Origin of the sequence: Stenotrophomonas sp. (genome assembly GCF_035634915.1) — a bacterium.
GTDB lineage: Bacteria > Pseudomonadota > Gammaproteobacteria > Xanthomonadales > Xanthomonadaceae > Stenotrophomonas.
The window spans coordinates 371,777-396,158 of record NZ_DASQCB010000018.1 but is presented as its reverse complement, the minus strand read 5'-3'; the positions used below and the strand labels follow the sequence as shown (position 1 = coordinate 396,158).

Below are 24,382 nucleotides of genomic sequence, written 5' to 3'. Positions count from 1 at the left end.
ACGAAAAGGCCCGGCAATGCCGGGCCTTTTTTGTTGGTGCGTCCGCTGTATGTAGAGTCGAGCTTGCTCGACTGCTTTTTTGTGGAGACGTGCAGAAGCAGTCGAGCAAGCTCGACTCTACAAGGGCAGAAGGGCGGTCGAGCAAGCTCGACCTCTACAGAGATCGGGTTGCGGTCAGTCTTCGATACGCAGCACGGCGCCGGGCTTCAGCACGCTGCTGCCGCTCAGACCGTTCAACGAAAGCAGGGCCTTCACCGGCATGCCGTAGCGGCGAGCGATGGTCCAGGCCGATTCGCCATCGCGTACGGTGTGGCGCCGATTGCGCGGGCGGTCTGCCACGCTGGCCACGGCCTTGGCGACCTGGGGGGCTGGCTGCAGGCTGGCAGTGGCCGCCACGCTGGGGGCGGTGGTTGTCACGGTGGCGACATCGGCCACCGTCGCAGAGGCAGCAGACACCGGCGCCAGCACCCGGGTGGGGCCCGACGGACGGCCGCTGCCGGCCAGGGCCGGGTTGAGGCGGGCAATGCGCGCCGGATCCAGCGCGCGCTGCGCGGCCCACTGCTGCACGCTGGTGCCCGCCGGCAGGGTGTGGCCCTTCAGCACCGGTACCGTGCGGTCCAGCGAGGCCATCACGCTGGGCTCGTCTTCCACGTCTTCCAGCACGCAGGCCAGCGCGTGCAGCTTCTCGACGTAGGCATGGGTGACCGGCGAAAGCCCGGGCAGGGCGGCCGGCTTGGCATTCTGCGCATTCATTCCCGCTTTGCGCATCGACTGCAGTACGCGGTACTCGCCGGCGTTGTAGGCCATGGTGGCCAGGCGCCAGTCACCGCCGAACATGCCATGCAGGGTCTTCAGGTAACGCACCGCGGCCTGGGTGGAATCCACGGCCGACAGGCGGCCGTCATAGCCGTTGGCCATCGGCACGCGGTGGTTGCGCGCGGTGGTGGCGATGAACTGCCACAGGCCGGTCGGGCCGCTGCCGTTGCGGGCGTTGGGGCGGTAGCCGCTCTCCACGAACGGGATGAGCGCGAATTCGGTGGGCAGGCTGGCCTTGCGCAGCTCCTCGACCACATAGCCGAACAGCACCAGCGCATCGTCATCCTGGTTGGCCAGGCGCGAGGGGGCGTGGGCGAACTGCTTCTGCCAGCGCGGGCTGGTGGCCTCGGCGTCGCAGGTGGGCTCGGCCAGGCCCTCGCGGAAGCTGGCGAAGATCTCCTGGCCGTTGCGGACCGACGCGGCCGGCAGCGTCGACGGGTCCAGCGGCACAGCCGAGGCGGCGGCCAGGTTCTGGCTGATGCCGGCGCCCAGTGACTGCGCGCCCGCGTTTCCGGCCAGCCCCAGGACCAGGCCCAGGGCCAGCGGCAGACTTCGGCGCATCATGCGCGGAAGCCGTCTTTCCAGTGCCGGAGACCGGCCATGACATCGACGTCGTCCACGACATCGCGCCCCAGGTGCGCCGACACCGCCGCGCGGATCGGCGCGGTGTGCACACGCAGGAACGGATTGCAGTCCAGTTCGTTGGCCAGGGTTACCGGCAGGGTGGAACGGTCATCGCGGCGCATGGCCAAAGCCTCCTCTTGGCGCTGCCACAGGGCAGCGTTGGCGGGGTCGACATGCCGCGCGAAGACGGCATTTGACACGGTGTACTCATGGGCGCAACACAACAGCAGTTGCACAGGCAAGGTACCCAGCTTGCGCATCGACGCCAGCAGCTGGGACGGCGTACCTTCGAACAGGCGCCCACAGCCCAGGCTGAACAAGGAATCTCCGCTGAAAAGATGTTCAGCGGTGTGAAACGCGATGTGGCTGCGGGTGTGCCCGGGCACGGATAGTACGTGGAACATCCGGCCCAGTGCCTGAACGCGTTCACCTTCGCCCACCCGTTCGGTAGCGGTGGGGATGCGCTCCTCCACCGGCGCGATCACCCGCGCGCTGGGAAAACGCGCCTGCAGCGCGGGCACGCCGCCGATGTGGTCGTCGTGGTGGTGGGTCAGCAGGATCGTGTCCACACGCAGGCCCTGGTCGGCCAGCGCCAGCACCGGCGCGGCATCGCCGGGGTCGACGACCACGGCGGCGCCATCGTCGGCGATCAGCATCCAGATGTAGTTGTCCGCCAATGCGGGCAGGGCAGTCAGTCGCATAGAATTGGACCATGCCCCTGCTGCAGAGCCACCGTCAAGCGAGCCTGGTGCCGTGGTTCGACAGCGAGCCGGCCGCAGCGCTGCGCCTGCTTGAGCGCCAGCTGCTGCTGCCACGGCTGGCCGGCCTGCCTGCCCAGCCCTGGTTGTGGATCGCACCCACGGCCTCCTGGCTGGAGGATGCACAGCTGGGCGGCCGCGGCCTGCGCCTGTACCGCGAGGGTGCCGGCTATGCCGGAGATACCCGCTGCGCGTTGCCCCTTCCGTTGGCCAACGAAAGCGTCCACGCCATCGTGCTGCAGCATGTCACCGCCGCCGACGCCGACCACCTGCTGGATGAGTGCTCGCGCGTGCTGATGCCCGGCGGCCAGCTGTGGCTGAGCAGCCTCAACCCGTTCAGCCCTTATCGCACCCGTTGGCGCCAGCACGGGCTGGTGGTGCGCACGCCACAGCGGCTGCGCCTGCTGCTGGCCCGGCATGGGCTGGAATGCGATGACACCCGCTACCTGGGGCCGCTCTGGCAGGGCGCCGGCAGCCGCCAACGGCAGGGCTGGGCGCCGCTGCGCGCGGCCTGCCTGTTCCATGCCGAAAAACGTACGCTGGCCCTGCCCGGGCCGACCCCGCTGCCGGTGCGCTGGCACGGCACCGTTGCTACCTGATCTGGAGTTGTATTGAAAACCATCGAAATCCACACCGACGGTTCCTGCCTCGGCAATCCCGGCCCCGGTGGCTGGGCCGCACTGCTGCGCTACAAGGGCCACGAGCGCGAACTGAGCGGCGGCGAAGCGCACACCACCAACAACCGGATGGAGCTGATGGCGGCCATTTCCGGGCTGGAGACGCTGACCGAGCCGTGCGACATCGTGCTCTACACCGATTCGCAGTACGTGCGGCAGGGCCTGACCCAGTGGATGCCGGGCTGGATCCGCAAGAACTGGAAGACCGCCGGTGGCGACCCGGTGAAGAACCGCGAGCTGTGGGAACGTCTGCATGCGGCCACGCTGCGGCATCAGATCGACTGGCGCTGGGTGAAGGGCCATTCCGGCGATCCTGACAATGAGCGGGTCGACACCCTGGCGCGCAATGCCGCCATCCAGATCCGCGACGGCAGCCCGGTAAACTGAGCCCATGCGTCAGATCATCCTCGATACCGAAACCACCGGCCTGGAATGGAAGAAGGGCAACCGCATCGTTGAAATCGGCTGTGTGGAGCTGTTCAAGCGCCGCCCGACCGGCAACAACTATCACCAGTACATCAAGCCTGACTGCGAGTTCGAACAGGGCGCGCAGGAAGTGACCGGCCTGAGCCTGGATTTCCTGGCCGACAAGCCGGAGTTCGCGCAGATCGCCGAGGAGTTCCTGGCGTTCATCGATGGCGCCGAACTCATCATCCACAACGCGGCGTTCGACCTGGGCTTCCTCGACAACGAGCTTTCGCTGCTCGGGCCGCAGTACGGAAAGATCACCGACCGCTGCACGGTGATCGATACCCTGGTGATGGCGCGCGAGCGTTTCCCGGGTCAACGCAATTCACTGGATGCGCTGTGCAAGCGCCTGGGCGTGGACAACTCGCATCGCGCGCTGCACGGCGGCCTGCTCGATGCGCAGATCCTGGGCGATGTCTACATCGCGCTGACCTCGGGGCAGGAAGAGATCGGCTTCGGCCTGGAAGATGAGGGCGGAGCGGCCGGCGCAGCGCTGCAGGCGTTTGACACCAGCGCATTGCTGCCGCGCCCGCGGGTGGTGGCTACGGCATCGGAGCTGGAGGCGCACAGCGCGCGGCTGGAGCGCCTGCGCAAGAAGGCCGGCCACGCGTTGTGGGATGGCCCGAAGGTGGAAGAGGTCGCGAGCGCGTAAGCGGTCGGGGGAACGCCGCATCCACGCATGGCGTGGATCTACGGGTTAATGGCAGCGCACGAGAATGACGGTGATGTTGTCCGATCCGCCGCCGTCGAGGGCCGAGGCGACCAGGCTGTCCACGCATTCCTGCGCGCTGGCGTCGTCGTAGGCGAGGGTGCGGGCGATGTCGCGGTCGTCGACTTCTTCGGTCAGGCCGTCACTGCACAGCAGCAGCTGCATGCCCGGGCGCAGTTCGCCACTGGTGGTGGCCACGTTCAGATGGTTGGGGTCGGTGACGCCCAGGGCCTGGGTCACCACATTGCGGTGCGGGTGGGCACGGGCCTGTTCGGCGGTCAGGTTGCCCTGCGCCACCAGTTCCTGCACCACGCTGTGGTCCTGGCTGAGCTGGGCCAGCTGGCCGTCGCGCCACATGTAGGCACGGCTGTCGCCCACCCAGGCCACCTCATAGCGGTTGCCCTGCACCCGCGCGGCGACCACGGTGGTGCCCATCGGCAGGGTGTCGTTGCGCCGCTGCGAGGCACGGATGATCTCTTCGTCGGCGGTGCGGATGGCGGTGGCCAGCGGCGCGCCGCGGCGGATCTCGCGGACGATGGTCTCGCGCGCCAGGGCGCTGGCCACCTCGCCGCAGGCGTGCCCGCCCATGCCGTCGGCCACCAGCCACAGGGCCAGCTCGCTGTCACCGTAGTAGGTGTCCTCGTTGAGCTCGCGGCGCAGGCCAGGGTGGGTGAGGTGTCCGAATTCGATCATGGTGGTTGCTGGGCGGGGTCATGCCGGGGAGAACGGCATCATCACGGCCAAGCGGACATCCGGCAAGGCGTTCAGTCAGAAATTTTTCACATGATGGGCCGCAATGGCTTGTGGTCTGTCGCGCTTCCTCGTATGATGCGCGTCCCCGGTTCGCCGGGGATCACCTGGAGAGGTGGCAGAGCGGTTGAATGTACCTGACTCGAAATCAGGCAGGCGTTTATAGCGCCTCGGGGGTTCGAATCCCCCCCTCTCCGCCAGATAAATAAAAAAGGCTGCCCAAAGGGCAGCCTTTTTTATTTATCTGGCGCGGGATGCGATGCGCGCTTTGCGCGCCTCGCCCCATGCGTTGCTGCGCAACGCATGGGCCCCTCCCTCTGCCTGCCTCTCCCCGCCCCTGTCGGGGCAGCCCCTCAACAGAGGGGCTTGTTCCACCCGACGCGCCATCGGGTTGCTGTCACGCGGGAACAGCGTCTTCGCTGCGGTTACCATGTGCGCATCAATTGCTGGAGCGCTGCCATGACCGCTGAAATCCTCGTGCCTGTTTCCTTTGGCGAGCTGCTGGACAAGATCTCGATCCTGCAGATCAAGTCCGAGCGCATCAGCGATGAAGGCAAGCTGGCCAATGTGCGCCGCGAGCTGTCCGCGCTGGATACCACCTGGATGGGGCACCCGGCGGCGGTAAAGGACATCGCCAGGCTGCGTGCGGACCTGAAGGCGGTCAACGAGCAGCTGTGGGACATCGAGGACGAGGTCCGCCTGAAGGAGAAGGCGCAGGCCTTCGACCAGGCCTTCGTCGAACTGGCCCGCAGTGTCTATCTGCGCAACGACGAGCGCGCGCGCATCAAGAAGGCCATCAACCTGGCGCTGGGCTCGGCGTACGTGGAAGAGAAGTCGTACCAGGATTACGCTCCCCGCGCGTAATCCTGAAGGTAGCGCCACGCCAGGCGTGGCTGGGCCCGTCCGCCTGTCAGCCCAGATGGTCGGCCACGTAGCGCTCGAAGGCGGCGATGCCGTCTTCGACGGTGATCAGTTCCATCACGTCGTCGAACTCGATCTTGGTGCCCCACTTGAGGTCGGCCGCCTGCTTGCCCAGGTACTTGCGCGCGGCATCGTCGTAGCGGTCCACGCAGTAGCGCCGGTCGGAGTACGGACCGCTGCGATGCGGGTTGCTGGCGGCATGCAGGCCCAGCACCTTGGCGCCCATCGCGTTGGCGATGTGCATCGGGCCCGAATCGGGGGTCATCACCAGGTTGGCCCGGGCCAGCAGGGCCGGCAGCTGCTTCAGGGTGTCCCTGCCCACCAGGTCCAGGGCCGGGGTGGTCAGCTGGGTGAGGATGGCATCGGCCATGCTGCGTTCCAGTTCGCTGCGGCCACCACACAGCACCACCTGCCAGCCACGTGCGCTGGCATGGTTGGCCACCGCCGCGTAGCGGTCGGCATACCAGTTGCGCATGACGTGGCTCGAACACGGCGAGATCATCAGCACGGGGCGGCCATCATCGGGCCACTGCGCAGCGGCCCACTCGAAGGCCGACGGCGGCACCGCCAGATCCCAGCTCACCTCGGTCTGGCGCAGGCCCAGCGGCTCGCAGAAGCTGCCGATGGCATCAAGCACATGGATGCCCGGGCGATCGGGGATGCGCTCGTTGATGAACAACCCATGCAGATCCTTGGAGCGGCTGCGGTCATAGCCGATGCGGCGCTCGGCCGGGATGAAGGCCGACAGCAGGTTCGCGCGGAAGGCGACCTGCATCTGCAGCAGCGCCTCGAAGCGCCCCGGCGGCAGCTGCCTGCGCAGTTCCTTGACCCCGGCCATGCCGGTCTTCTTGTCGTACGCATGGAAGACCACGCCAGGCAGGCCATCCAGCAGCTTGTGGCCAGCCTTGTCGATGATCCAGTGGATCGGCGTGTCCGGGCGCGCAGCCTGCAGGGTGCGTACCAGGGGAACCACGTGGGTGACATCCCCCAGGGCAGACAGGCGCAGGAGGCACAAGGATGAGGACGCTGATGCCATGTGTTGTTAGACTCAATGGAATGGTCGTATTTGACGCCAATGAAGCGCTGACGCCATGCCGCGAGGGTCGCGGCATCGGGGCCATTCTGTTCGACCGCGAGCGGCTGCGGCAAGCCGAGGTTGGCCTGTTCTCGCCCCAGCACTGGGGCAGCAAGGCCCGGCCGGTGGGTGAAGGCGGGCGGGGCAGTGCCTGGTTTGTCGATGCGTCGTTCGGCCCCGGCGTGCTGCGCCACTACCTGCGCGGCGGCCTGGCGGCCAGGTTGAGCCGGGACCAGTACATCTGGCGCGGCGCGGACCGCACCCGCAGTTTTGCCGAATTCCGCCTGATGCGGGCCCTGCGCGCGCAGAAGCTGCCGGTGCCACGGCCGGTCGCGGCCTTCTACATGCGGGAAGGCATGCGCTACCGCGCGGCCATCCTGATGGAACGCATCGAAGGCGTGCGCTCGCTGGCCGACCGCGCGCTGGTGGCCGGCCGCGGCGCGCCGTGGGAAGAGGCGGGCCGGCTGATCGCGCGCTTCCATCGCGCCGGCCTGGACCACGCCGACCTCAACGCCCACAACATCCTGTTCGATGGCAACGGCCATGGCTGGCTGATCGACTTCGACCGCGGGGTGATCCGCATCCCGGCCACTGCCTGGCGCGAGCGCAACCTCAAGCGCCTGCTGCGTTCGCTGATCAAGCTGCGCGGCGAGCGCAGCGTAGAAGACGTGGAAAAAGACTATGCGCGGCTGCGTCGCGCCTACGACATGGCCTGGAACCGGGGCACCTGATGGGCTGGTCATTGCGTTTCCTCGGCGTCGGCAACGCGTCGGCGGTCGAGCTGGGCTCGCCCATGTCGGTGATCGAGCGTGATGGCCGGCCGTGGTTGACCATCGATTGCGGCGGCGAAGGGCTGACCGCGTTCAAGGCGCACTACGGGCACCTGCCGCAGGCGCTGTTTGTCACCCACGTGCACCTGGATCATGTCGCCGGCTTCGAGCGGCTGTTCGTGGATACCTTCTTCAGCACGCACCGGCGCGGCAAGGTGCGCCTGTACGTGCCCGCCACCGTGGTGCCGCTGCTGCACAAGCGCGTGGGTGACTACCCCAACGTGCTGGCCGAGGGCGGCGCCAACTTCTGGGATGCGTTCCAGCTGATCGTGGTGGGCGACGCGTTCTGGCACGAGGGCGTGCGCCTGGAGGTGTTCCCGGCGCGCCACCACTGGCCGGAGACCGCCTATGGGCTGCGCCTGCAGGGCGCGCTTACCTGGAGTGGCGATACCCGGCCGATCCCGGAGATGCTGGCGCGCTTTGCCAATGACAACGAACTGATCGCCCACGACTGTGGCCTGCATGGCAATCCGTCGCATACCGGCGTGGATGACCTGGAGCGCGAGTACAGCGCCGAGCTGCAGTCGCGGATGATGCTCTACCACTACGCCAGTGCGGCCGATGGCCAGGCGCTGGCCGCGCGCGGACACCGGGTCGCGCAGCCGGGGCAGTGCGTGGCGCTGGCGACGCCGACCGCACCACACGTGCTGGCGCAGGATCCGCCGTGAACACCACTGGCCAGCCTGCCGACGCGGCGCTGGCGGCCGAACTGGAACATCTGGAGCGCGCGCTGCACACCCCGCAGGTGCGCGGTGATCGTGCGCGTCGAAGGTAGCGCGTCGGTAGCGCCGGGCCATGCCCGGCGAAGGGCGCCAACCAAGGTTGGCAGCTACCAGGGCGGGGCAGGGCCTGAAAAGGCGGTGGCCCCGCCGGCTGACCTCGGCGCCCGCGTCGATCGATACCGTTGCTGCCTTCCGGCCCTGGCGGGATTTTCGACCTAGCGTCGCGAGGGGCCGACGGGGCCACCATAGAGACGTTGGCCGCCCAAGGGCGGCCTGTTCGCGGATCAGGGGAAGCAGCGCGCGATGCGCCAGAGACCACAGCCGGACTGCGCATCGGCTGGCCGATGGCAGGCGCGCATTCTAGCGCACGCGTGGGCATCGACGCCAGCTTCCGCGCGATGAATCGGCTGTAACCCGAGGACAGTCAGCGCGGGCGGCACACGTCCCCGTTGCTAGAATGCGGCCGCAGGAGGAACGACCTCCCCCGCATCGGGAATCAATGACCAGGACGGCCTGGCCCTACCAAGAGGAGGGCCGTCATGGCCTGGATCCATCTGTTGTTCGCCGGCCTGCTGGAAATCGTCTGGGCCGTGGCCATGAAGCAGTCCGAAGGCTTCAGCAGGCTTACCCCCACCGTGGTCACCGTCGTCGGCATGGTTGCCAGCTTCTGGCTGCTGGCCCTGGCCATGCGCAGCCTGCCGCTGGGCACGGCCTACACGATCTGGACCGGCATCGGCGCGGTCGGCGCCTTCGTGGTCGGCATCGTGTTCCTGGGTGAGCAGGTGAGCCCGATGCGCATCGGCGCGGCGGTGCTGATCGTCAGCGGGTTGGTGCTGATGAAGCTCTCCAGCAGCTGATCCTGCGGCGATCAGGCGGAGATGCCTGCCAGCACCGCATACATCACCACGGCGTTTACCAGGAAGAAGTAGACGCCGCCGATGAGGGTGTAGCGCAGCACGGTCAGCAGCTTGTTGCCGCCGTACACGCGCTGCTGCATCCACAGCAGGTAGACAGGCACCGCCAGCCACAGCAGTGCCGTCATCCATAGGCCCAGCGTGGCGAACGCCGGGGAAGCAAGCGCATGGCCGATGCTGGCGACCAGGAAGGTAGCCAGCACCACCATCATCAGCCAGCAGTGGCTGTACAGCGCAACGACCAGGTGTTCCAGGTAGCCCATCGCGCGCGGGATGTAGGCGATGCGCAGGACCAGCGCGAACACCGGCATCAGGAAGAACAGCGCGCCGGGCAGGGCGGTCAGAATGGCCTGCATGTAGAGGTCGGTCTTGCCGCCCATGCGCTGGATGTTGGCATTGCCGTTCTGCAGGCGCCGGTTGAGCCAGTGGTTGGCGAACTGCGGCAGGCCGGCGAGCACGAGGGGATTGGTATCCGCATCCCAGGGCTTGCCGTTGATGGTGTAGTTGAAGAACGTGCCGTGGTCGTCGTCGGCCGGTTGCGCGGCGGCATCGGCGGCATCGGCGGGCGTGCCGAGTTCGGCGTTGCGCTGCGCAGCGGCGGCATTGACGGCAGCCCGGGCAATGGCAAAGCCGGGGCTGCCGGCATTGGTCGTGCTGGCCTGCTGGTCGATCAGTGCCATCTGCTGCGCGCGGACTGCTTCAACCTGTTCGGCGGTGGTGGCCTTGCCGAACAGCGAGTTGCCGCTGGCGCCCACGCTGAAGTCGTCGACGTGGACGAACATCTTGCCGATGAAGAAGGTGAACAGGGTGAGGATGACGAACAGCCGCAGCGGCTGCACGTAGCCCACCCGGCGGCCCTTGAGATAGTTCAGCGCAATGCGGCCAGGCACCCACAGGTCGCGCAGCGTGCGGAAGATGCGCCCGTCCAGGTGCCAGAACGATTCGAACACTTCCTCGATCGCGTGGCCGACATGCTTGAGCGGGTTGTGCGCGGACTGCCCGCAGTGATGGCAGTAGTGGCCCTGCAGGACGGCGTTGCAGTTCTCGCAGGCGGCCTGCGCGGTGGAATCGGCGTCGGGCAGGGAAGCGTGAACGCTGTCGATCGAACTCATCGGGCAAAGGGCCGTGCGTAGAGTGAAGGCGACTACGATAGCGATTTTTCAGGTTTCGTTCAGCTTTTGGGTCGGGGGTGTTTTGTGGGTGCGCAGGGCGTCTCATCCACCCATGGCGTGGATCTACTGATCCTTCCGGGCAGAGGCAGGCAAAGGGAGGGGCCCGAACGTTGCGCAGCAACGCATGGGCGAAGCGCGCAAAGCGCACTTCGCGTCCCGCGCCAGATAAATAAAAAAGGCCACCCGAAGGGCGGCCTTTTTTATTTATCTGGCGGAGAGAGGGGGATTCGAACCCCCGAAGCGCGGTTTAGACGCTTACACACTTTCCAGGCGTGCTCCTTCAACCACTCGGACACCTCTCCGGATCCCTGCCATCGGCAAACGCCTCAGCAGGGGCGCAGATTCTAGCGGGCGGCGCGGCCATGCACAAGCACCCCCAGTCAGCGATGTGCAGTGGGCCTGTCAGGGGCGAGGGGGCTGGACAGGCATGGCACAATGGAACATCCGATGGAAGACGGTGGCCTGATGTCCTATCTCGTGCTTGCCCGCAAGTGGCGTCCGAAGCGTTTTGCCGAGCTGGTGGGCCAGGAACACGTGGTCCGTGCGCTCAGCAATGCGCTGGACAGCGGCCGGGTCCACCACGCGTTCCTGTTCACCGGCACACGCGGCGTGGGCAAGACCACCATCGCGCGCATCTTCGCCAAGTCGCTGAACTGCGAGCAGGGCACCAGCGCTGACCCCTGCGGCCAGTGTGCGGCCTGCCTGGACATCGACGCCGGCCGCTACATCGACCTGCTGGAAATCGATGCCGCGTCCAACACCGGCGTGGATGACGTGCGCGAGGTGATCGAGAACGCGCAGTACATGCCCTCGCGCGGCAAGTACAAGGTCTACCTGATCGACGAAGTGCACATGCTTTCCAAGGCGGCGTTCAACGCGCTGCTGAAGACGTTGGAAGAACCGCCGGAGCACGTGAAGTTCCTGCTGGCCACCACCGACCCGCAGAAGCTGCCGGTCACCGTGCTCAGCCGCTGCCTGCAGTTCAACCTCAAGCGCCTGGACGAGGACCAGATCCAGGGGCAGATGACCCGTATCCTCGCTGCCGAAGAGATCGAGGCCGATGGCAGCGCCATCGTGCAGCTGGCCAAGGCCGCCGACGGCAGCCTGCGCGACGGTCTGTCGCTGCTGGACCAGGCGATCGCCTATGCCGGCGGCGCGCTGCGCGAGGACGTGGTGCGCACCATGCTGGGCACGGTCGACCGTACCCAGGTCGCAGCCATGCTCGATGCACTGGCCGAGGGCGATGGCCCGCGCCTGTTGCAGGTGGTGGCCGCGCTGGCCGAGTTCTCGCCGGACTGGAGTGGCGTGCTGGAAGCGCTGGCCGAAGGCCTGCACCGCATCCAGGTGCAGCAGCTGGTGCCCGGCGTCGCTGCCCCGGTCGACGGCCTGGATGCAGCGGTATTCGCCGAGCGCCTGCGCGCGGAAGTGGTGCAGCTCTGGTACCAGATGGCCCTCAACGGCCGTCGCGACCTGCCGCTGGCGCCGAGCCCGCGTGCCGGCTTCGAGATGGCGGTGCTGCGCATGCTGGCGTTCCGCCCGGCCGCGGCGGTGCCGCCGGTGCCGAAGTCGGTCGATGGTGCGGTGGGTGGTGGCGCTGCAGGCGGCAAAGCCGGCGGTGGCCATGCCGGTGCCGGCGACCGGGACGCCGCGCCTGCGGCTGCAGCCGCGACCCCGAAGGCAACTGCCGGGGGGGCGACCCCGATGCAGGCCGCGCCGCGCGAGCCCGAACCCGAACCTGAGCCGGCCCCGCAACCGGAGCCGACGCCGGAGCCTGAACCGGTTCCGGTGGAAGAACCCGTGTCGCCGCCGCCGGTGAAGGCCGAAGCGGCGCCGCAGGTGGCCGCCGCGGATGATCTGCCGCCATGGGCCACTGACGAAGCCGAGGCGCGAGATCAGGCGCTGGCGGCGGAAATGGACGTGCCGGCCGTGATGGCGACGCCGGAGGCGGCCATGGTCGCCCCGTGGCAGGAGCCGCCGGCCCCGGTTGCGGTGGCCGCCGAACCGGAGCGCCCATTCCATGCCGAGGGCATCGAGATCGCCCCGGCCGCGCCGGTGGCAACGCCGGTGCCGACCGCGGATCAGGGCAGCATCTCCGACCTGGCCAGCGCCGAAGACTGGCTGGACCTGGTAGCCAACAGCGGCCTGAGCGGCCCTTCGCGGCAGCTGGCGGCCAACGCGGCCTTCATCAGCTGCCAGGGGGGTACCTTGAAACTGGGTCTTTCGCCCGGATTTGAGTACCTGCGTTCCGAGCGCGCGCTGTCCGCCCTGGGCGACATGCTGGAAAAGGCCCTGGGCCAGGCGCCGAGGATCGTGGTCGAGACCGTGGAAACCGAGCAGGTCCCGGCCGAGACCCTGCACCAGCGTGCCGACCGCCAGCGTGGCGAGCGGCAACAGGCCGCCGAGGCCATTTTCATGGACGATCCGGAAGTGCAGCTGCTGATCCAGCAGCATGGCGCCCGGGTTGTTTCCGATTCCATCCGTTCTTTTGACGAGTAAGACACTATGCGCGGCAACATCGCCCAACTGATGCAGCAGGCCCAGAAGATGCAGGAAAACCTGCAGAAGGCCCAGGAAGAAATCGCAAAGATTGAAGTCACCGGCAGCGCCGGTGGCGGTATGGTCAGCGTGACCCTGACCGGCGCCAAGGAATGCCGCAAGGTGCGCATCGACCCGTCGCTGACCAGCGACCCGGAAATGCTGGAAGACCTGATCGCCGCCGCCTTCAACGATGCGTCGAACAAGATCGACGCCGAGTCGAAGTCGAAGATGGGTTCGGCCACCGCCGGCATGCAGCTGCCGCCGGGCATGAAGCTGCCGTTCTGATGGCGGGTATGGCACCCGGTTGTCGGGTGCCATCGGCCGCGTAGAGTCGAGCTTGCTCGGCTGCTTCAACCTTCAGTCGAGCATGGCTCGACTCTACACACAGCCGTCGAGCGTGCTCGACGCAATGAAAGCCTGCCGCCGTGTCCGCACCCCTGCTTGAACAATTGATCGATGCACTGCGGGTGCTGCCTGGCGTCGGCCAGAAGACCGCCCAGCGCATGGCCTACCACCTGCTTGAGCGCGAGCGCGAAGGCGGGCAGCGCCTGGCCGAAGCGTTGGCACTGGCGGTTGAACGTATCGGCCATTGCGCGCAGTGCCGCGATTTCAGTGAAAGCGAGCTGTGCCCGACCTGTGCCAACAACAGCCGCGAGCGCAGCCAGCTGTGCGTGGTCGAATCACCGGCTGACCGCCTGGCCATCGAGAACGCCACCGGTTTCCGTGGCGTCTACTTCGTGCTGCAGGGCCGGTTGTCGCCGCTCGATGGCATCGGCCCGCGTGAGCTGGGGCTGGAACAGCTGGAACAGCGGCTGGCGCAGGGCGAAGTGCAGGAACTGATCATCGCCACCAGCGCCACCGTGGAAGGCGAAGCGACCGCACACTACCTGGCCCAGCTGGCGCGTGCCCGCAAGGTGCAGCCCAGCCGCCTGGCGCAGGGCCTGCCACTGGGTGGCGAGCTGGAGTACGTTGATCGCGGCACGCTGTCACACGCCTTCGGCACGCGCAGCGAATTCCGCGACTGATCGCAGTCCAGCGCGTTGTGGCCGGCCTACAATGCGGAAGACACCCCGCCGAGGCCGACCATGAGCACCGAAACCCTCTTCAGCAAGATCATCCGTCGCGAGATCCCGGCCACCATCGTCTACGAGGATGACGAGGTGCTGGGCTTCAAGGACATCGCACCGCAGGCGCCGGTGCACGTGTTGTTCATTCCGAAGAACGAAGTCATCCCGACCCTGGACGATCTGCAGCCGTCGCAGGCGCACCTGATCGGCAAGCTGGCCTTGGCCGCAGCGGCGTATGCACGCAGCGAGGGTTTTGCCGAGGATGGCTACCGCATCGTGATGAACTGCCGCGAGCACGCCGGGCAGACTGTCTTCCATATCCACATGCACCTGCTGGCCGGTGCGCCGCTGGGGCATTTCGGTACGCCGGGGCATTGAGGCAACGGCATCCACGCCATGCGTGGATGGCCGTCGCCAGTAGATCCACGCCATGCGTGGATGGCGCACCAACAAGAAGGCCGCCCGAGGGCGGCCTTCTGCGTCACGACAACCGTAGCGGGCTTACCACCAGCCCCAACCGCGGTAACCGCCCCAGTACGGGCCCCACGGACCCGGGCCCCACGGGCCATACGGGTAGGGCACCACATCGACCTGGCGCTGTTCCGGCCACAGGTAGATGACGTCGGCGGCCAGTTTGGGCAGGCGATAGTCGTATTCGCCGATGCGGGTGTTGGCATAACCATCGATCTTGCCGATGAAGGTCACGTCACGACCGGCTTCGAACACGGCCGGGTCATAGAAGCCGGCGCGGCAGGCGATGAAGCGGCCATCGCTGGCGTCGGACGAGGTCGTGTTCGGGCGGCCACTGCCATTGAGCGGGCGCGAGATGATCTGGAAGCAGGTCTCGCCCTGGCCGGGCTGCGTCTCGATGATGCGGCCGCCCCAGCGAACGGGGGTGCCGACCTGCTGGGTGGCAACCGAGTCGCGCGGGGAAACCACGCTGAACTGACCCTGCAGCGGCTTGGGGGCCGTCGCGCAGGCCGACAGGGCCAGGGCGGCCACGGCGGTGAGAAGGAACTTGGTGTTCATGAAGTAGCTCCGGAAGACGGGCGATGCCTGCGCAGGTCCCGCAATAATGGGGCGAGCTCGGTACGAGTGCCAGCGTAGCGCGCTTCAGCGAAACGCTGGCTGAGCGCGATGAGGCCCGGATCGGGGCGCCGGGCATGCACCCGCTGGGCCCAGGCCAGGGCGGGCTCGTGCGGTTCGCGGCCCAGGCCCAGCCGGGCATAGCGGCGGCCCAGATGGTGCCAGGCGCGCAGCAGCGGGTCGCGCTCGCGTTCGCCGCGCGCCAGCAACCAGGCCATCCAGCCCAGTGCCAGGGCGGCGGTGGCCGCGAAGCCAGCCAGCAGCTGGCGCGGCCCCAGATCATCCAGGCCCAGCGGCTGCAGCATTTGCTGCTGGCGACGCGCGTCGAAGGACAGCACCAGGTCGTTCCAGCCACGGCGCAGCCAGTCGCCGATCTGCCCGGCCTGCAGCCAGCGCTGCTGCAGGTCGAGGTCACCGCCGGCCGGCAGCCGGTCTTCCAGCGTATCCAGGATGCGTTCGGGCGCTACCGCAGCGGTCGGGTCCACCCGCACCCAGCCACGCTGGGGCAGCCAGACTTCGGCCCAGGCATGGGCGTCCATGCGTCGCACCACCCAGTAGTCGCCCAGCCGGTTGCGGCTGCCGCCGGCAAAGCCGGTCACCACGCGCGCGGGAATGCCGGCATTGCGCATCAGCACCACGAAGGCCGAGCTGAAGTGCTGGCAGAAGCCGGCTTTGTAGTCGAACAGAAACGCATCCACCGGGTCGCGCCCGGCCGGCGGCGTGTCCAGCGTGTAGGAGAAATCAGCGGTGATCCAGGCCAGTGCGCGGCGGACCAGGGCTGCATCGTCGCTGCCCGCTTCCTGCCGCCACTGCTGGGCCAGCGCCGCAGTGCGCGGGTTGAAGTTGGCCGGCAGCTGCAGCGCCGCCCGGCGCTGGTAGGGCGACAGCCCGGTATCGAAGCGTGTCGCGGGCGCCGAGTGCAGGCGCCAGCGCGTCAGCGCGGACAGGTTGCGCTGGCTGGCCAGGCTCATTTCGGCATTGAGCCAGGTGCCATCGGGGGCGGCGGTCGGCAGGTCCAGCGCCACCAGCAGGCGGCGGTCGGTGGGCTCGTAGTCGATCTGGTAGTCCCAACCCTGGCCTTCGTGGGCCACCTGTGGCGGTGGCCGGCGGTCGCCGTCGCGGTCACGCGTCCAGACGTGGCCATCGAAGCGGGTCAGCACCGGCCCGCGCCAGTAGCGCTGCGCCGGCTCGGGGACGGCACCGAAGAACTGCACGCGCAGGGCCGGGGTGTCATCGGCCATCAGGTCCAGCCACTGGTCCGGCTCCATCGAATCGGACAGCCCGGGTGTGCCGACTGCCCGCTCGGGTACGCCCCACAGGGGCGTGGCCAGCCGCGGGAACAGCCAGAAGCAGGCCAGCGCCAGCGGCAGGCCGATCAACAGCAGGCGGCCAACGCCACGCACCTGGCCGGCCAGCGGAAGCGGCGCGCTGCGCCCTTCGTTGTGGGCCAGCCGCTGCAGGGCAAGCAGGGCGCTGCTGCCGGCCAACGCGGCCAGCAGGGTGGTCAGCGGTCCCTGGTCGAGCAGGAAGGCGGCAAATGGCGCGAACAGGGCAAAGCCCAGCAGGCTGCGGGCATCGCGCACGCTGCGCAGTTCGCTGGATTTGATCGCCAGCATGGCCGCCAGCAGTGCGCAGCCGGTGTCCCGGCCGGGCCGCACCGCCCCCATCTGCCAGACGATGGTGCCCAGCATGGCCAGCACCAGCAGCAGGCGCACCGGCATCGGCAGCACGCGGCGCTGCGACAGGGCCGCCGTCGCCAGGCCGGCCACGGCGATCAGTGCGGCCAGCGGACCGGGCAGCTGCAGCAGCAACGGCAGCAGCGCCAGCGCGGCGCTGGCCAGAGTCCAGCCGCGTGCGTTGCGGTCCAGCAGCAGGGCGGGCTCAGTCATGGGGCATCAGCGCCAGCGCGCGCAGGCACGCATGATGGTGGCTGGTGCCCTGGCCGGGGCCGAGCGCGGGTTGGCCGGGCAGCAGCAGGGTGTAGCGCCGGCCTTCACGCTCGGCGGTGTCGACCCAGCGCGCCAGGCGCGAGATGCGTGCTTCCGGCGGCAGGGTCGGCAGCGTGCGCCAGTCCAGCAGCACTTCGATGCCGACCGGCTTCTCGTATTCGCGTACCAGCAGCGTGTCGCGGCGCGCGGAGTGCTTCCAGGCGATGCTGCGCGGCGGGTCGCCCGCGCGGTAGGGGCGCAGCTGGTGCAGTTCCTCGCCGCTGGCGTGGGCGCGGGTGTGCAGCGGGTCGCTGCCCTGTTCGGGCAGTGGTGGCGCCAGGGCTTCAGCCACCGGGTGGACCAGCAGCGGTTGTTCCGGCCACACCCAGGACCAGGCGCGCACCAGGCCCAGCGGCTGTGTGCTGGACAGGCGGATGCGTGGCAGGTCCAGCCAGCCGCGGCGTTCAGTAGGGACATCCAGTTCCGCTTCAGCGCGGCCCTGTGCGGCAAGATCGGTCCACGCCTGGCTGTCACCGATCTGCAGTTCCAGGCCGTGGCGCGGCCGCGGATCGCGCAGCGACAGATCCACGCGCAGGCGCAGCGTTTGACCGGCGGGCACCGGTTCGGCCGAGATGGCGTCGATCTGTACGCCGGACAGCTGCAGGTGCGCGGCGATGGCGCTGGCGATGGCCGCCGCCGCCAGCAGCAACGCCAGCAGCATGGCCGGGTTGTTGTTGTAGTTCAGCGCTCCCAGCAGCATTGCCGACAGCAGCACGGCCACGAACAGCCCGAAGCGCGTGGGCAGGACATAGATGCGCCGCCGGTCGAGCCGCTGCGGCAGTGCTTCTGGCCTGCGCGGGCGTGCCAGGCGCAGCAGGCGTGAGCCGCGTGCGGCCATCCTCAATCCACCGCGACGGTCTGCAGGATGGCGCGCGCCAGCGCCGGCCCCGTGCTCGATTCGGACTCGCCCACCAGGCGGTGGCCGGCCACGGCGACGAACAGGGTCTGCACATCTTCAGGTACCACGTGGCTGCGGCCGAGCAGCAGCGCATGTGCCTTGGCGGCGCGCAGCAGTGCCAGGCCTGCACGCGGCGACAGGCCCACGCGCACGCCGGCATGCTGGCGGCTGCGGGTCAGCAGGGCCTGCACGTAGTCCACCAGCGCGTCGCTGGCGTGGATCTGGCCCACCGCCTCGCGCAGCTGGCGCACCTGGTTGTCATCCAGCTGCGGCACCGCGCGCGCGATCAGGTCGCGACGGTCGGTGCCACGCAGCAGCTCGCGTTCGGCCTGCGGGCTCGGGTAGCCCATCGCCAGCCGCAGCAGGAAGCGGTCCAGCTGCGAATCGGGCAGCGGGAAGGTACCCGAGAGATCGACCGGATTCTGCGTGGCGATGACAAAGAACGGATCGGGCAGGGGATGGGTCTGCCCGTCGAGGGTCACCTGCTGTTCGGCCATCGCTTCCAGCAGCGCGCTCTGGGTGCGCGGTGGTGCGCGGTTGATCTCGTCGGCCAGCAGCACATGCGAGAACACCGGTCCGGGATGGAACTGGAACTGGCGGGTGCCGGCGTCGTAGACCGACACGCCCAGCACATCGGCCGGCAGCAGGTCGGAGGTGAACTGCACGCGCTGGAAGCTCAAGCCCAGGCTGCTGGCCAGTGCATGCGCCAGTGTCGTCTTGCCCAGGCCGGGCAGATCTTCGATGAGCAGATGGCCACCGGAGAGCAGGGCGACAAAAGCCAGCCTGACTTCCGGCACCTTGCCCAGCACCAGTGCATTGACCTGATCCTGTGCCTCCTGCAGGGCCTGGCGCAGTTGATCGGTTAGCATGCTGGGCATGGGGGACGAAGCAGGCATGGTCGTCTCACGTTCGGGAACCATTCGATTCTATCCATAGAGCAATGCAGGGCGAACAACGCGCACGGACGATATTTTTCTGGTTATGGACGCTGGTCACAGCGGCCAAGCTGCTTGTGGCCGCGCGCCTGCCACTGTTCGTGGACGAAGCGTTCTACTGGCAGGAAGGCCAGCACCTGGCGGCGGCGTACTCGGATCTGCCCGGGCTGACCGCATGGCTGGCGCGCCTGGGCGTGGAAATCGGCGGCCAGCACGTACTCGCGCTGCGTCTTCCGTTCCTGCTCATCGGCGCGCTGCTGCCGGTGCTGGTCGCGCGCATCGCCACGCGCTGGTTCGGCAATGTCGCGGGTTGGCAGGCAGGCAGCCTGACCCTGCTGATGCCGCTGTCGGCCACGCTGGGCCTGCTGGCCGTGCCCGACGTGCCGCTGGCGCTGGCGTCGGTGCTGTGCCTGGATGCCGGTGCGCGCCTGCTGCGCAACGTCGATGCCTCCTCGGCCGTCAAGCTGGGCCTGGGCCTGCTGATCGGCGCACTCAGCCACTACCGTTTCATCGGCGTGATCGGCGTCGGCTTCATCGCCCTGCTGGCGTTGCCGCCGGGCAGGCGCATGCTCACCGATCCGCGCGTGTGGGTGGCGCTGGCCGTGGGCGTGCTGGCGTGGTTGCCGCTGCTGGCCTGGAATGCGGACAACCACGAGGCCGGGCTGAAGTTCCAGGTGGTCGAACGCCATCCGTGGGCGTTCGAATGGCGCGGGCTGTGGTTCTTGGTGATCCAGCCGATGCTGGTCACGCCCATTCTGTGCATCGCGATGTGGAAGGTGGCGCTGGCCGGCACCCGCAGCGGCGGCGGTGCGCGCGTGCAATGGCGCTACTTCGGCCTGGTGGGTGGCGTTTCCACGCTGGGCATCTTCCTGCTGGGCTTCTTCACCGATGTCGAGCGCATCAGCTTCCACTGGCCGCTGCCGGGTTACCTGGCGCTGCTGGTGGCGGTGCCGGTGGTGCTCAACGGCTGGCCACGCTGGCTGCGCCGCACCGGCTGGTGGCTGGCGGGTACCGGCATGGCATTGGCCTTCGCTTACTACCTGATGGCCTCCACGCCCTCGCTGCGCGAGCAGCTGGCCGGCGACAAGTATTACCCGCGCAACTTTGCAGGCTGGGAACCGCTGGCGGCCGCCGTGCGCGAGGAACTGAAGCAGATGCCCGAGGGTACGCGCGTGCTGGCCGGCAACTTCAAAGTGGGTGCCGAGCTTGGCTTCCAGCTGGGGGATGCCAACATTCCGGTGCTGCCGCACCCGCTCAACGACAAGCACGGCCGCACTGCACAGCTGGCGCAGTGGGGCCAGCTGCAGCAGGGCGAGCGCAGTGCGCCGATGCTGCTGGTGCTTTCACCCAGCGACCAGCGCTTCCGCGATCTGGTGCCGCAGTATCACGCCGTCTGCGGGCAGGTCGGGCCGCTGCCGCCGCCGCGGGTGGTCAGCAATGACCATGGCTTCCAGCGCTTCCTGCTGTTCCGTCTGCCAGCGCAGCGCGCCGAAGGTGCATGCGTGACGCCAGCCGTGGCCTATCTGGATTCGCCGGCCAATGGTGAGGCGGTGTCGGGCACGTTGGCAGTGAAGGGCTGGGCGTTCAAGGATGGCGTCGGCCTGGCACGCGTGGAAGTGCTGGTGGACGGCCAGCCGGTGGGCGATGTGCGGTATGGCCGCGAACTCGACATCCGCCCGATGTGGCCGATGTCCAACGATCCGCAGCATCCGCATGCAGGCTTCGATGGCAGCGTCGATACGCAGGGGCTGTCGCCTGGGCGCCATTGGCTGGGCCTGCGCCTGCATGGGCGCGATGGCAGTGTGGAAGACTGGCAGGAACAGCCGTTCGAGGTGGAGCGGTAGAGTCGAGCTTGCTCGACTGCCTCGAACATCCAGTCGAGCAAGCTCGACGCTACGGAAAAGCAGCCGAGCATGGGCTCGGCTCTACAAAGAGCGACGAGCAGCCGAGCATGGCTCGACGCTACGGCACGGCGAAGCCGGCCCGGCGCAGCAGCCCGCACAGTGCGATCAGCGGCAGCCCGACCAGGGCAGAGGGGTCGCGATTGTCGATGGACTCGAACAGGCTGATGCCCAGGCCCTCGCACTTGAAGCTGCCGGCGCAGTCCAGCGGCTGCTCTGCGGCCACGTAGCGGGCGATCTCCTGCGCCTGCAGCGGGCGGAAGCGAACTTCGGTCAGGTCCATGGCTGCGAACGATTCTCCATCGCGAGTGAGACTGATCGCGGTATGGAAGCGCACCGTCTGCCCGGCCATCGCCGCCAGCTGCGCGCAGGCGGCCTCGACCGTGCCGGGCTTGCCCAGCGGCTGGCCGTTCAGGTCCGCCACCTGGTCCGAGCCGATCACCCAGGTGCCGGGGTGGCGCGCGGCGACCTCGGCGGCCTTCGCAGCCGCCAGCCGGCCGGCCAGCGCCAATGGTGCCTCCCCAGCCTGCGGGGTCTCGTCCACGGCCGGGCGTGCGCAGTCGAAGGGCAGGCCCAGACGCTGCAGCAGCTCGCGTCGGTAGCGGGAGGTGGAGGCCAGGAGCAGGGCAGGCATGCGACAATTCCGGGGCAGGGCGCGGCAGTCTGGCCCGCGCCCGGCGCTGCCATCAAGCCCCTGTATGGCGGGCATTTGACAGCGGCGGCCCCGATCCTTAGTATTCAGCGGCTTATGTCCGCGAACGTGCCCGAAACGCTGGATGCCTGGCGGATGGTTGTAGCGCGAAGGCGCTTCGACGGCCAGGTCCCACTGGCTGAAATGACCCGCCTGCAGGGCTTGGTCGCCGATACCGACGGTGAGTGCAGTTACTCGCTTGAATTCGGTCGCGACGATGTCTTGCGGGTATCCTATGTGGAACTGACCATCGACACCGCGTTGCCGCTGACCTGTCAGCGCAGCATGCAGCGATTCCTGTTGCCGGTGAAGATGACCCAGCGGCTGGGGCTGATCCGCGACGAGGACGAGGAATCGTCCCTGCCGGAAGAGTACGAGGCGTTGCTGGTGCCGGAAGATGGGCAGCTGCGTCCGCTGGATCTGGTTGAAGATGAACTGGTGCTGGCGGTGCCCGTGGTACCGCTCTCGCCAGACGGTGAAGCAGTCGACAGGGACTGGGCGCCGAGCGAAGAAGAAGCAAAGCAGGCCAACCCGTTTGCGGCGTTGGCGGCTCTGAAGAAAGAGTAAAAGCATTAGCAGCCGGATTGTCGTCGGCGGCTGCGGCGAAAGCGAAAGTGTGCTGGGCGCTGGCGTCCTGCGCGACGATACGACGAAGCAAAACGAACCGAGTTTGGAGCAATCCCATGGCTGTCCAGAAATCCCGTGTTACCCCGTCCCGTCGCGGCCAGCGCCGTTCGCATGACGCCCTGAGCGCCAAGCAGCTGTCGACCGACCCGACCACCGGCGAAGTGCACCTGCGTCACCACATCACTGCTGACGGTTTCTACCGCGGCAAGAAGGTCATCCAGACCAAGACCTCGGCCGTCGAAGAAGATTGATGTGCCGATAAGGCCGCTGCCCCTGGGCAGCGGCCTTTGCCTTCTTCCCCGGGCATGCCGGTGACCGGCAGCCTGCGCAACAGGAAACATGATGAGCAAGCGGATCTACTCGAGGATCGCGGGCACCGGTAGTTATTTGCCGGAAAAAGTCCTGACCAACGCCGACCTGGAAAAGATGGTCGAAACCTCGGACGAGTGGATCCAGTCGCGCACCGGTATTCGTGAACGGCACATCGCGGCCGAAGGCGAAACCACCAGCGACCTCGGCTACCACGCCGCGGTGCGCGCGCTTGAAGCGGCCGGTATCGACGCTTCCCAGCTCGACATGATCGTGGTCGGTACGACCACCCCTGATCTCATTTTCCCGTCCACCGCGTGCCTGATCCAGGCCAAGCTCGGTGCGTCGGGTTGCCCCGCCTTCGACGTCAACGCAGCCTGCTCGGGCTTCGTGTTCGCGCTCAGCGTGGCCGACAAATTCATCCGCTCCGGTGACGCCCGCTACGTGCTGGTCATCGGCGCCGAAACGCTCACCCGCATCGTCGACTGGGAAGACCGCACCACCTGCGTTCTGTTCGGCGATGGTGCCGGCGCGGTCGTGCTCAAGGCCGACGAAGAAACCGGCATCCTCAGCACCCACCTGCATTCCGATGGCAGCAAGAAGGAGCTGCTGTGGAACCCGGTCGGCGTGTCTGTCGGTTTCAAGGACGGTGCCAATGGCGGCGGCACCATCAACATGAAGGGCAACGACGTGTTCAAGTACGCCGTCAAGGCGCTGGACTCGGTCGTGGATGAAACCCTGGAGGCCAATGGCCTGGGCAAGTCCGACCTGGATTGGCTGATTCCGCACCAGGCCAACCTGCGCATCATCGAGGCCACTGCCAAGCGGCTGGAGATGTCGATGGACCAGGTCGTGGTCACCGTCGACCGCCACGGCAACACCTCCTCCGGTTCGGTGCCGCTGGCGCTGGACGCCGCCGTGCGTTCGGGCAAGGTCGAGCGCGGCCAGCTGCTCCTGCTGGAAGCCTTCGGTGGCGGCTTCACGTGGGGTTCGGCCCTGCTGCGTTATTGATAGCGTAGTTACGACAACGTGAAGTCTGTCGTTACGGCCCCTCTGGGGCCGTAACGCGTTTCAGGAGATCTGTCATGGTTGAGCCCATCGTCATCGAAGGGCAGCGCGCCTGGCTGAAGCAGTACGGCAAGGGAAGCCGGGCCTTCGCTCTGGGCCTGCTCAATTTCATCGCCCGCCGCTTCCACCTCGATGCCCTGCGTCCGCCACCGCACCGCGGAGGCGATGCCGCGCGCGAGACCGAAGCGCGTCGCTTGGGCGAGCTGCATGCGCAGGGGGTGAACGTGCCCGAAGTGATCGGCAGTGGCCACGCTGCGCTGGTGATCGGCGACAACGGGGGCTCCTTCAATACCTGCCTGCGCGAAGCCGATGACGCCGGTCGGGATCGGTTGGTGGCCGCCGCGATGAAGGCCCTCGCCGAGGCCCACAGCCGTGGCGCCTATTTCGGCCAGCCGGTGCCGCGCAACCTCACCTGGGACGGCCAGAATGTGGGCTTCATCGATTTCGAGGAAGACCCGCTGGAAGTGATGGACCTGGCCGAGGCGCAGGCGCGCGACTGGCTGATGTTCGGCTATGGCGTGGCCAAGTACTACGCCGACCGGCCGCAGCACCTGCAGGCGATGATGGCCGAGGCCATGCATGGCGTGCAGGCCCCGGTTCGCGCGCACGTGCATTCGGTCAGTGGCCGCCTGCAGGGCCTGGCCCGCGTCTGCATGAAGCTGGGCCGCTCGGCCCGCGCGCTGGCGCAGTCGATCTTCATCACCCATGGCGCCACCACGCTGGGGCTGATCATGGTGGTCGGCCTGTGCATGGACTTCTTCGCCGATGGCGAACTGGACATCCTGCAGCTGTTCTGCTGATCGCATCCGCCGGGCATGGCCCGGCGGGTCGGGGTCCA

Annotated in this window: 26 protein-coding genes, 2 tRNA genes and 1 other RNA gene; 17 read left to right on the top strand and 12 right to left on the bottom strand. The window is 67.8% G+C overall.

Annotated elements, in window-relative coordinates; genetic code table 11:
• Window positions 1–174: 174 nt before the first annotated feature.
• Both VER16_RS14915 and gloB read right to left on the bottom strand, forming a co-directional pair.
• Complete coding sequence (locus VER16_RS14915) at window positions 175–1,380, bottom strand: lytic transglycosylase domain-containing protein (RefSeq protein WP_324809446.1); 1,206 nt, start codon at window positions 1,378–1,380, stop codon at window positions 175–177.
• Window positions 1,377–2,141 carry a hydroxyacylglutathione hydrolase gene (gene gloB, locus VER16_RS14910; protein ID WP_324809444.1) on the bottom strand — a complete coding sequence of 255 codons (765 nt, stop codon included), beginning with the start codon at window positions 2,139–2,141 and terminating at the stop codon, window positions 1,377–1,379. The genes VER16_RS14915 and gloB overlap by 4 nt, the downstream gene beginning before the upstream one ends.
• A gap of 11 nt (window positions 2,142–2,152) precedes the next feature.
• Here gloB and VER16_RS14905 point away from each other — a divergent pair, with 11 nt between their 5' ends.
• The 3 genes from VER16_RS14905 to dnaQ are packed head-to-tail and all read left to right on the top strand — an operon-like array spanning window position 2,153 to window position 3,995.
• On the top strand, window positions 2,153–2,797 hold the full coding sequence (locus tag VER16_RS14905) for a class I SAM-dependent methyltransferase (RefSeq protein WP_324809441.1): 645 nt from the start codon (window positions 2,153–2,155) through the stop codon (window positions 2,795–2,797).
• A gap of 12 nt (window positions 2,798–2,809) precedes the next feature.
• The gene (rnhA, locus tag VER16_RS14900; protein WP_079220822.1) at window positions 2,810–3,262 is read left to right on the top strand and encodes a ribonuclease HI; all 453 of its coding nucleotides are present in this window, start codon (window positions 2,810–2,812) and stop codon (window positions 3,260–3,262) included.
• 4 nt (window positions 3,263–3,266) lie between these two features.
• Window positions 3,267–3,995, top strand: coding sequence for a DNA polymerase III subunit epsilon (gene dnaQ / locus VER16_RS14895; protein WP_324809439.1), 729 nt, complete (start codon window positions 3,267–3,269; stop codon window positions 3,993–3,995).
• A 45-nt stretch (window positions 3,996–4,040) separates the two neighbouring features.
• Here the strand turns inward: dnaQ and VER16_RS14890 are convergent, their stop codons facing one another.
• Window positions 4,041–4,745, bottom strand: coding sequence for a PP2C family protein-serine/threonine phosphatase (locus VER16_RS14890; RefSeq protein ID WP_324809437.1), 705 nt, complete (start codon window positions 4,743–4,745; stop codon window positions 4,041–4,043).
• 166 nt (window positions 4,746–4,911) lie between these two features.
• On the opposite strand from VER16_RS14890, the gene VER16_RS14885 reads away from it, so the two are divergent.
• Window positions 4,912–5,002 (top strand) — tRNA-Ser (locus tag VER16_RS14885).
• Between the two features lie 259 nt (window positions 5,003–5,261).
• Window positions 5,262–5,666, top strand: coding sequence for a DUF6165 family protein (locus tag VER16_RS14880; RefSeq protein ID WP_324809435.1), 405 nt, complete (start codon window positions 5,262–5,264; stop codon window positions 5,664–5,666).
• A gap of 46 nt (window positions 5,667–5,712) precedes the next feature.
• On the opposite strand, the gene VER16_RS14875 is transcribed toward VER16_RS14880, so the two are convergent.
• Entirely contained in the window at window positions 5,713–6,759 is a 1,047-nt protein-coding gene (locus tag VER16_RS14875) for a glycosyltransferase family 9 protein (RefSeq protein ID WP_324809433.1), read from the bottom strand.
• Window positions 6,760–6,779: 20 nt separating this feature from the next.
• Here VER16_RS14875 and VER16_RS14870 point away from each other — a divergent pair, with 20 nt between their 5' ends.
• Together VER16_RS14870 and VER16_RS14865 are read left to right on the top strand one after the other, a co-directional pair.
• Window positions 6,780–7,529 (top strand): 3-deoxy-D-manno-octulosonic acid kinase, encoded by a 750-nt coding sequence (locus tag VER16_RS14870; protein WP_324809432.1) that lies wholly within the window; start codon window positions 6,780–6,782, stop codon window positions 7,527–7,529.
• Window positions 7,529–8,296, top strand: coding sequence for an MBL fold metallo-hydrolase (locus VER16_RS14865; protein ID WP_324809429.1), 768 nt, complete (start codon window positions 7,529–7,531; stop codon window positions 8,294–8,296). The genes VER16_RS14870 and VER16_RS14865 overlap by 1 nt, the downstream gene beginning before the upstream one ends.
• A 195-nt stretch (window positions 8,297–8,491) precedes the next feature.
• On the opposite strand, the gene ffs is transcribed toward VER16_RS14865, so the two are convergent.
• An RNA gene (ffs, locus tag VER16_RS14855) (signal recognition particle sRNA small type) lies at window positions 8,492–8,588 on the bottom strand.
• Between the two features lie 301 nt (window positions 8,589–8,889).
• Here ffs and sugE point away from each other — a divergent pair.
• Window positions 8,890–9,207, top strand: coding sequence for a quaternary ammonium compound efflux SMR transporter SugE (gene sugE, locus VER16_RS14850; RefSeq protein ID WP_324809427.1), 318 nt, complete (start codon window positions 8,890–8,892; stop codon window positions 9,205–9,207).
• A gap of 11 nt (window positions 9,208–9,218) precedes the next feature.
• On the opposite strand, the gene VER16_RS14845 is transcribed toward sugE, so the two are convergent.
• Window positions 9,219–10,376 carry a DUF3667 domain-containing protein gene (locus tag VER16_RS14845; protein WP_324809425.1) on the bottom strand — a complete coding sequence of 386 codons (1,158 nt, stop codon included), beginning with the start codon at window positions 10,374–10,376 and terminating at the stop codon, window positions 9,219–9,221.
• Between the two features lie 269 nt (window positions 10,377–10,645).
• Window positions 10,646–10,738: transfer RNA gene (locus VER16_RS14840), tRNA-Ser, on the bottom strand.
• 145 nt (window positions 10,739–10,883) lie between these two features.
• On the opposite strand from VER16_RS14840, the gene dnaX reads away from it, so the two are divergent.
• From dnaX to VER16_RS14820, 4 genes are all read left to right on the top strand, one after another.
• On the top strand, window positions 10,884–12,932 hold the full coding sequence (dnaX, locus tag VER16_RS14835; protein WP_324809588.1) for a DNA polymerase III subunit gamma/tau: 2,049 nt from the start codon (window positions 10,884–10,886) through the stop codon (window positions 12,930–12,932).
• 6 nt (window positions 12,933–12,938) lie between these two features.
• Complete coding sequence (locus VER16_RS14830; RefSeq protein ID WP_005408298.1) at window positions 12,939–13,259, top strand: YbaB/EbfC family nucleoid-associated protein; 321 nt, start codon at window positions 12,939–12,941, stop codon at window positions 13,257–13,259.
• Between the two features lie 140 nt (window positions 13,260–13,399).
• Window positions 13,400–13,999, top strand: coding sequence for a recombination mediator RecR (gene recR / locus VER16_RS14825; protein ID WP_324809423.1), 600 nt, complete (start codon window positions 13,400–13,402; stop codon window positions 13,997–13,999).
• A gap of 60 nt (window positions 14,000–14,059) precedes the next feature.
• The gene (locus VER16_RS14820; RefSeq protein WP_324809421.1) at window positions 14,060–14,419 is read left to right on the top strand and encodes a histidine triad nucleotide-binding protein; all 360 of its coding nucleotides are present in this window, start codon (window positions 14,060–14,062) and stop codon (window positions 14,417–14,419) included.
• Window positions 14,420–14,542: 123 nt separating this feature from the next.
• Here the strand turns inward: VER16_RS14820 and VER16_RS14815 are convergent, their stop codons facing one another.
• The 4 genes from VER16_RS14815 to VER16_RS14800 are packed head-to-tail and all read right to left on the bottom strand — an operon-like array spanning window position 14,543 to window position 18,909.
• The gene (locus VER16_RS14815) at window positions 14,543–15,070 is read right to left on the bottom strand and encodes a Slp family lipoprotein (RefSeq protein ID WP_324809419.1); all 528 of its coding nucleotides are present in this window, start codon (window positions 15,068–15,070) and stop codon (window positions 14,543–14,545) included.
• Complete coding sequence (locus tag VER16_RS14810; RefSeq protein ID WP_324809417.1) at window positions 15,067–17,016, bottom strand: DUF3488 and transglutaminase-like domain-containing protein; 1,950 nt, start codon at window positions 17,014–17,016, stop codon at window positions 15,067–15,069. The genes VER16_RS14815 and VER16_RS14810 overlap by 4 nt, the downstream gene beginning before the upstream one ends.
• Window positions 17,009–17,959 (bottom strand): DUF58 domain-containing protein, encoded by a 951-nt coding sequence (locus VER16_RS14805; protein WP_414716054.1) that lies wholly within the window; start codon window positions 17,957–17,959, stop codon window positions 17,009–17,011. Before VER16_RS14805 ends, VER16_RS14810 begins: the two co-directional genes overlap by 8 nt.
• Entirely contained in the window at window positions 17,956–18,909 is a 954-nt protein-coding gene (locus tag VER16_RS14800; RefSeq protein WP_324809414.1) for a MoxR family ATPase, read from the bottom strand. The genes VER16_RS14805 and VER16_RS14800 overlap by 4 nt, the downstream gene beginning before the upstream one ends.
• 44 nt (window positions 18,910–18,953) lie before the next feature.
• On the opposite strand from VER16_RS14800, the gene VER16_RS14795 reads away from it, so the two are divergent.
• Window positions 18,954–20,792 carry a glycosyltransferase family 39 protein gene (locus VER16_RS14795; RefSeq protein WP_324809412.1) on the top strand — a complete coding sequence of 613 codons (1,839 nt, stop codon included), beginning with the start codon at window positions 18,954–18,956 and terminating at the stop codon, window positions 20,790–20,792.
• 118 nt (window positions 20,793–20,910) lie between these two features.
• Here the strand turns inward: VER16_RS14795 and VER16_RS14790 are convergent, their stop codons facing one another.
• On the bottom strand, window positions 20,911–21,483 hold the full coding sequence (locus tag VER16_RS14790) for a Maf family protein (RefSeq protein ID WP_324809410.1): 573 nt from the start codon (window positions 21,481–21,483) through the stop codon (window positions 20,911–20,913).
• A gap of 114 nt (window positions 21,484–21,597) precedes the next feature.
• Between VER16_RS14790 and VER16_RS14785 the strand changes: the two genes are divergently transcribed.
• From VER16_RS14785 to VER16_RS14770, 4 genes are all read left to right on the top strand, one after another.
• Window positions 21,598–22,107, top strand: coding sequence for a YceD family protein (locus VER16_RS14785; RefSeq protein WP_324809408.1), 510 nt, complete (start codon window positions 21,598–21,600; stop codon window positions 22,105–22,107).
• Between the two features lie 116 nt (window positions 22,108–22,223).
• Entirely contained in the window at window positions 22,224–22,418 is a 195-nt protein-coding gene (rpmF, locus tag VER16_RS14780; RefSeq protein WP_005408308.1) for a 50S ribosomal protein L32, read from the top strand.
• A gap of 91 nt (window positions 22,419–22,509) precedes the next feature.
• Window positions 22,510–23,487: a beta-ketoacyl-ACP synthase III gene (locus VER16_RS14775; protein ID WP_324809405.1), complete on the top strand. Its 978-nt coding sequence runs from the start codon at window positions 22,510–22,512 to the stop codon at window positions 23,485–23,487.
• A gap of 74 nt (window positions 23,488–23,561) precedes the next feature.
• The gene (locus tag VER16_RS14770) at window positions 23,562–24,344 is read left to right on the top strand and encodes a serine/threonine protein phosphatase (RefSeq protein WP_324809403.1); all 783 of its coding nucleotides are present in this window, start codon (window positions 23,562–23,564) and stop codon (window positions 24,342–24,344) included.
• The last annotated feature ends 38 nt before the right edge of the window (window positions 24,345–24,382 follow it).

Bases quoted from the DNA above. Each gene is read 5' to 3' on its own strand.
- VER16_RS14915 (WP_324809446.1), bottom strand. From the start codon at position 1,380: ATGATGCGCCGAAGTCTGCCGCTGGCCCTGGGCCTGGTCCTGGGGCTG.
- gloB (WP_324809444.1), bottom strand. From the start codon at position 2,141: ATGCGACTGACTGCCCTGCCCGCATTGGCGGACAACTACATCTGGATG.
- VER16_RS14905 (WP_324809441.1), top strand. From the start codon at position 2,153: ATGCCCCTGCTGCAGAGCCACCGTCAAGCGAGCCTGGTGCCGTGGTTC.
- dnaQ (WP_324809439.1), top strand. From the start codon at position 3,267: ATGCGTCAGATCATCCTCGATACCGAAACCACCGGCCTGGAATGGAAG.
- VER16_RS14890 (WP_324809437.1), bottom strand. From the start codon at position 4,745: ATGATCGAATTCGGACACCTCACCCACCCTGGCCTGCGCCGCGAGCTC.
- VER16_RS14880 (WP_324809435.1), top strand. From the start codon at position 5,262: ATGACCGCTGAAATCCTCGTGCCTGTTTCCTTTGGCGAGCTGCTGGAC.
- VER16_RS14875 (WP_324809433.1), bottom strand. From the start codon at position 6,759: ATGGCATCAGCGTCCTCATCCTTGTGCCTCCTGCGCCTGTCTGCCCTG.
- VER16_RS14870 (WP_324809432.1), top strand. From the start codon at position 6,780: ATGGTCGTATTTGACGCCAATGAAGCGCTGACGCCATGCCGCGAGGGT.
- VER16_RS14865 (WP_324809429.1), top strand. From the start codon at position 7,529: ATGGGCTGGTCATTGCGTTTCCTCGGCGTCGGCAACGCGTCGGCGGTC.
- sugE (WP_324809427.1), top strand. From the start codon at position 8,890: ATGGCCTGGATCCATCTGTTGTTCGCCGGCCTGCTGGAAATCGTCTGG.
- VER16_RS14845 (WP_324809425.1), bottom strand. From the start codon at position 10,376: ATGAGTTCGATCGACAGCGTTCACGCTTCCCTGCCCGACGCCGATTCC.
- dnaX (WP_324809588.1), top strand. From the start codon at position 10,884: ATGGAAGACGGTGGCCTGATGTCCTATCTCGTGCTTGCCCGCAAGTGG.
- VER16_RS14830 (WP_005408298.1), top strand. From the start codon at position 12,939: ATGCGCGGCAACATCGCCCAACTGATGCAGCAGGCCCAGAAGATGCAG.
- VER16_RS14820 (WP_324809421.1), top strand. From the start codon at position 14,060: ATGAGCACCGAAACCCTCTTCAGCAAGATCATCCGTCGCGAGATCCCG.
- VER16_RS14815 (WP_324809419.1), bottom strand. From the start codon at position 15,070: ATGAACACCAAGTTCCTTCTCACCGCCGTGGCCGCCCTGGCCCTGTCG.
- VER16_RS14810 (WP_324809417.1), bottom strand. From the start codon at position 17,016: ATGACTGAGCCCGCCCTGCTGCTGGACCGCAACGCACGCGGCTGGACT.
- VER16_RS14800 (WP_324809414.1), bottom strand. From the start codon at position 18,909: ATGCCTGCTTCGTCCCCCATGCCCAGCATGCTAACCGATCAACTGCGC.
- VER16_RS14795 (WP_324809412.1), top strand. From the start codon at position 18,954: ATGCAGGGCGAACAACGCGCACGGACGATATTTTTCTGGTTATGGACG.
- VER16_RS14790 (WP_324809410.1), bottom strand. From the start codon at position 21,483: ATGCCTGCCCTGCTCCTGGCCTCCACCTCCCGCTACCGACGCGAGCTG.
- VER16_RS14785 (WP_324809408.1), top strand. From the start codon at position 21,598: ATGTCCGCGAACGTGCCCGAAACGCTGGATGCCTGGCGGATGGTTGTA.
- rpmF (WP_005408308.1), top strand. From the start codon at position 22,224: ATGGCTGTCCAGAAATCCCGTGTTACCCCGTCCCGTCGCGGCCAGCGC.
- VER16_RS14775 (WP_324809405.1), top strand. From the start codon at position 22,510: ATGAGCAAGCGGATCTACTCGAGGATCGCGGGCACCGGTAGTTATTTG.
- VER16_RS14770 (WP_324809403.1), top strand. From the start codon at position 23,562: ATGGTTGAGCCCATCGTCATCGAAGGGCAGCGCGCCTGGCTGAAGCAG.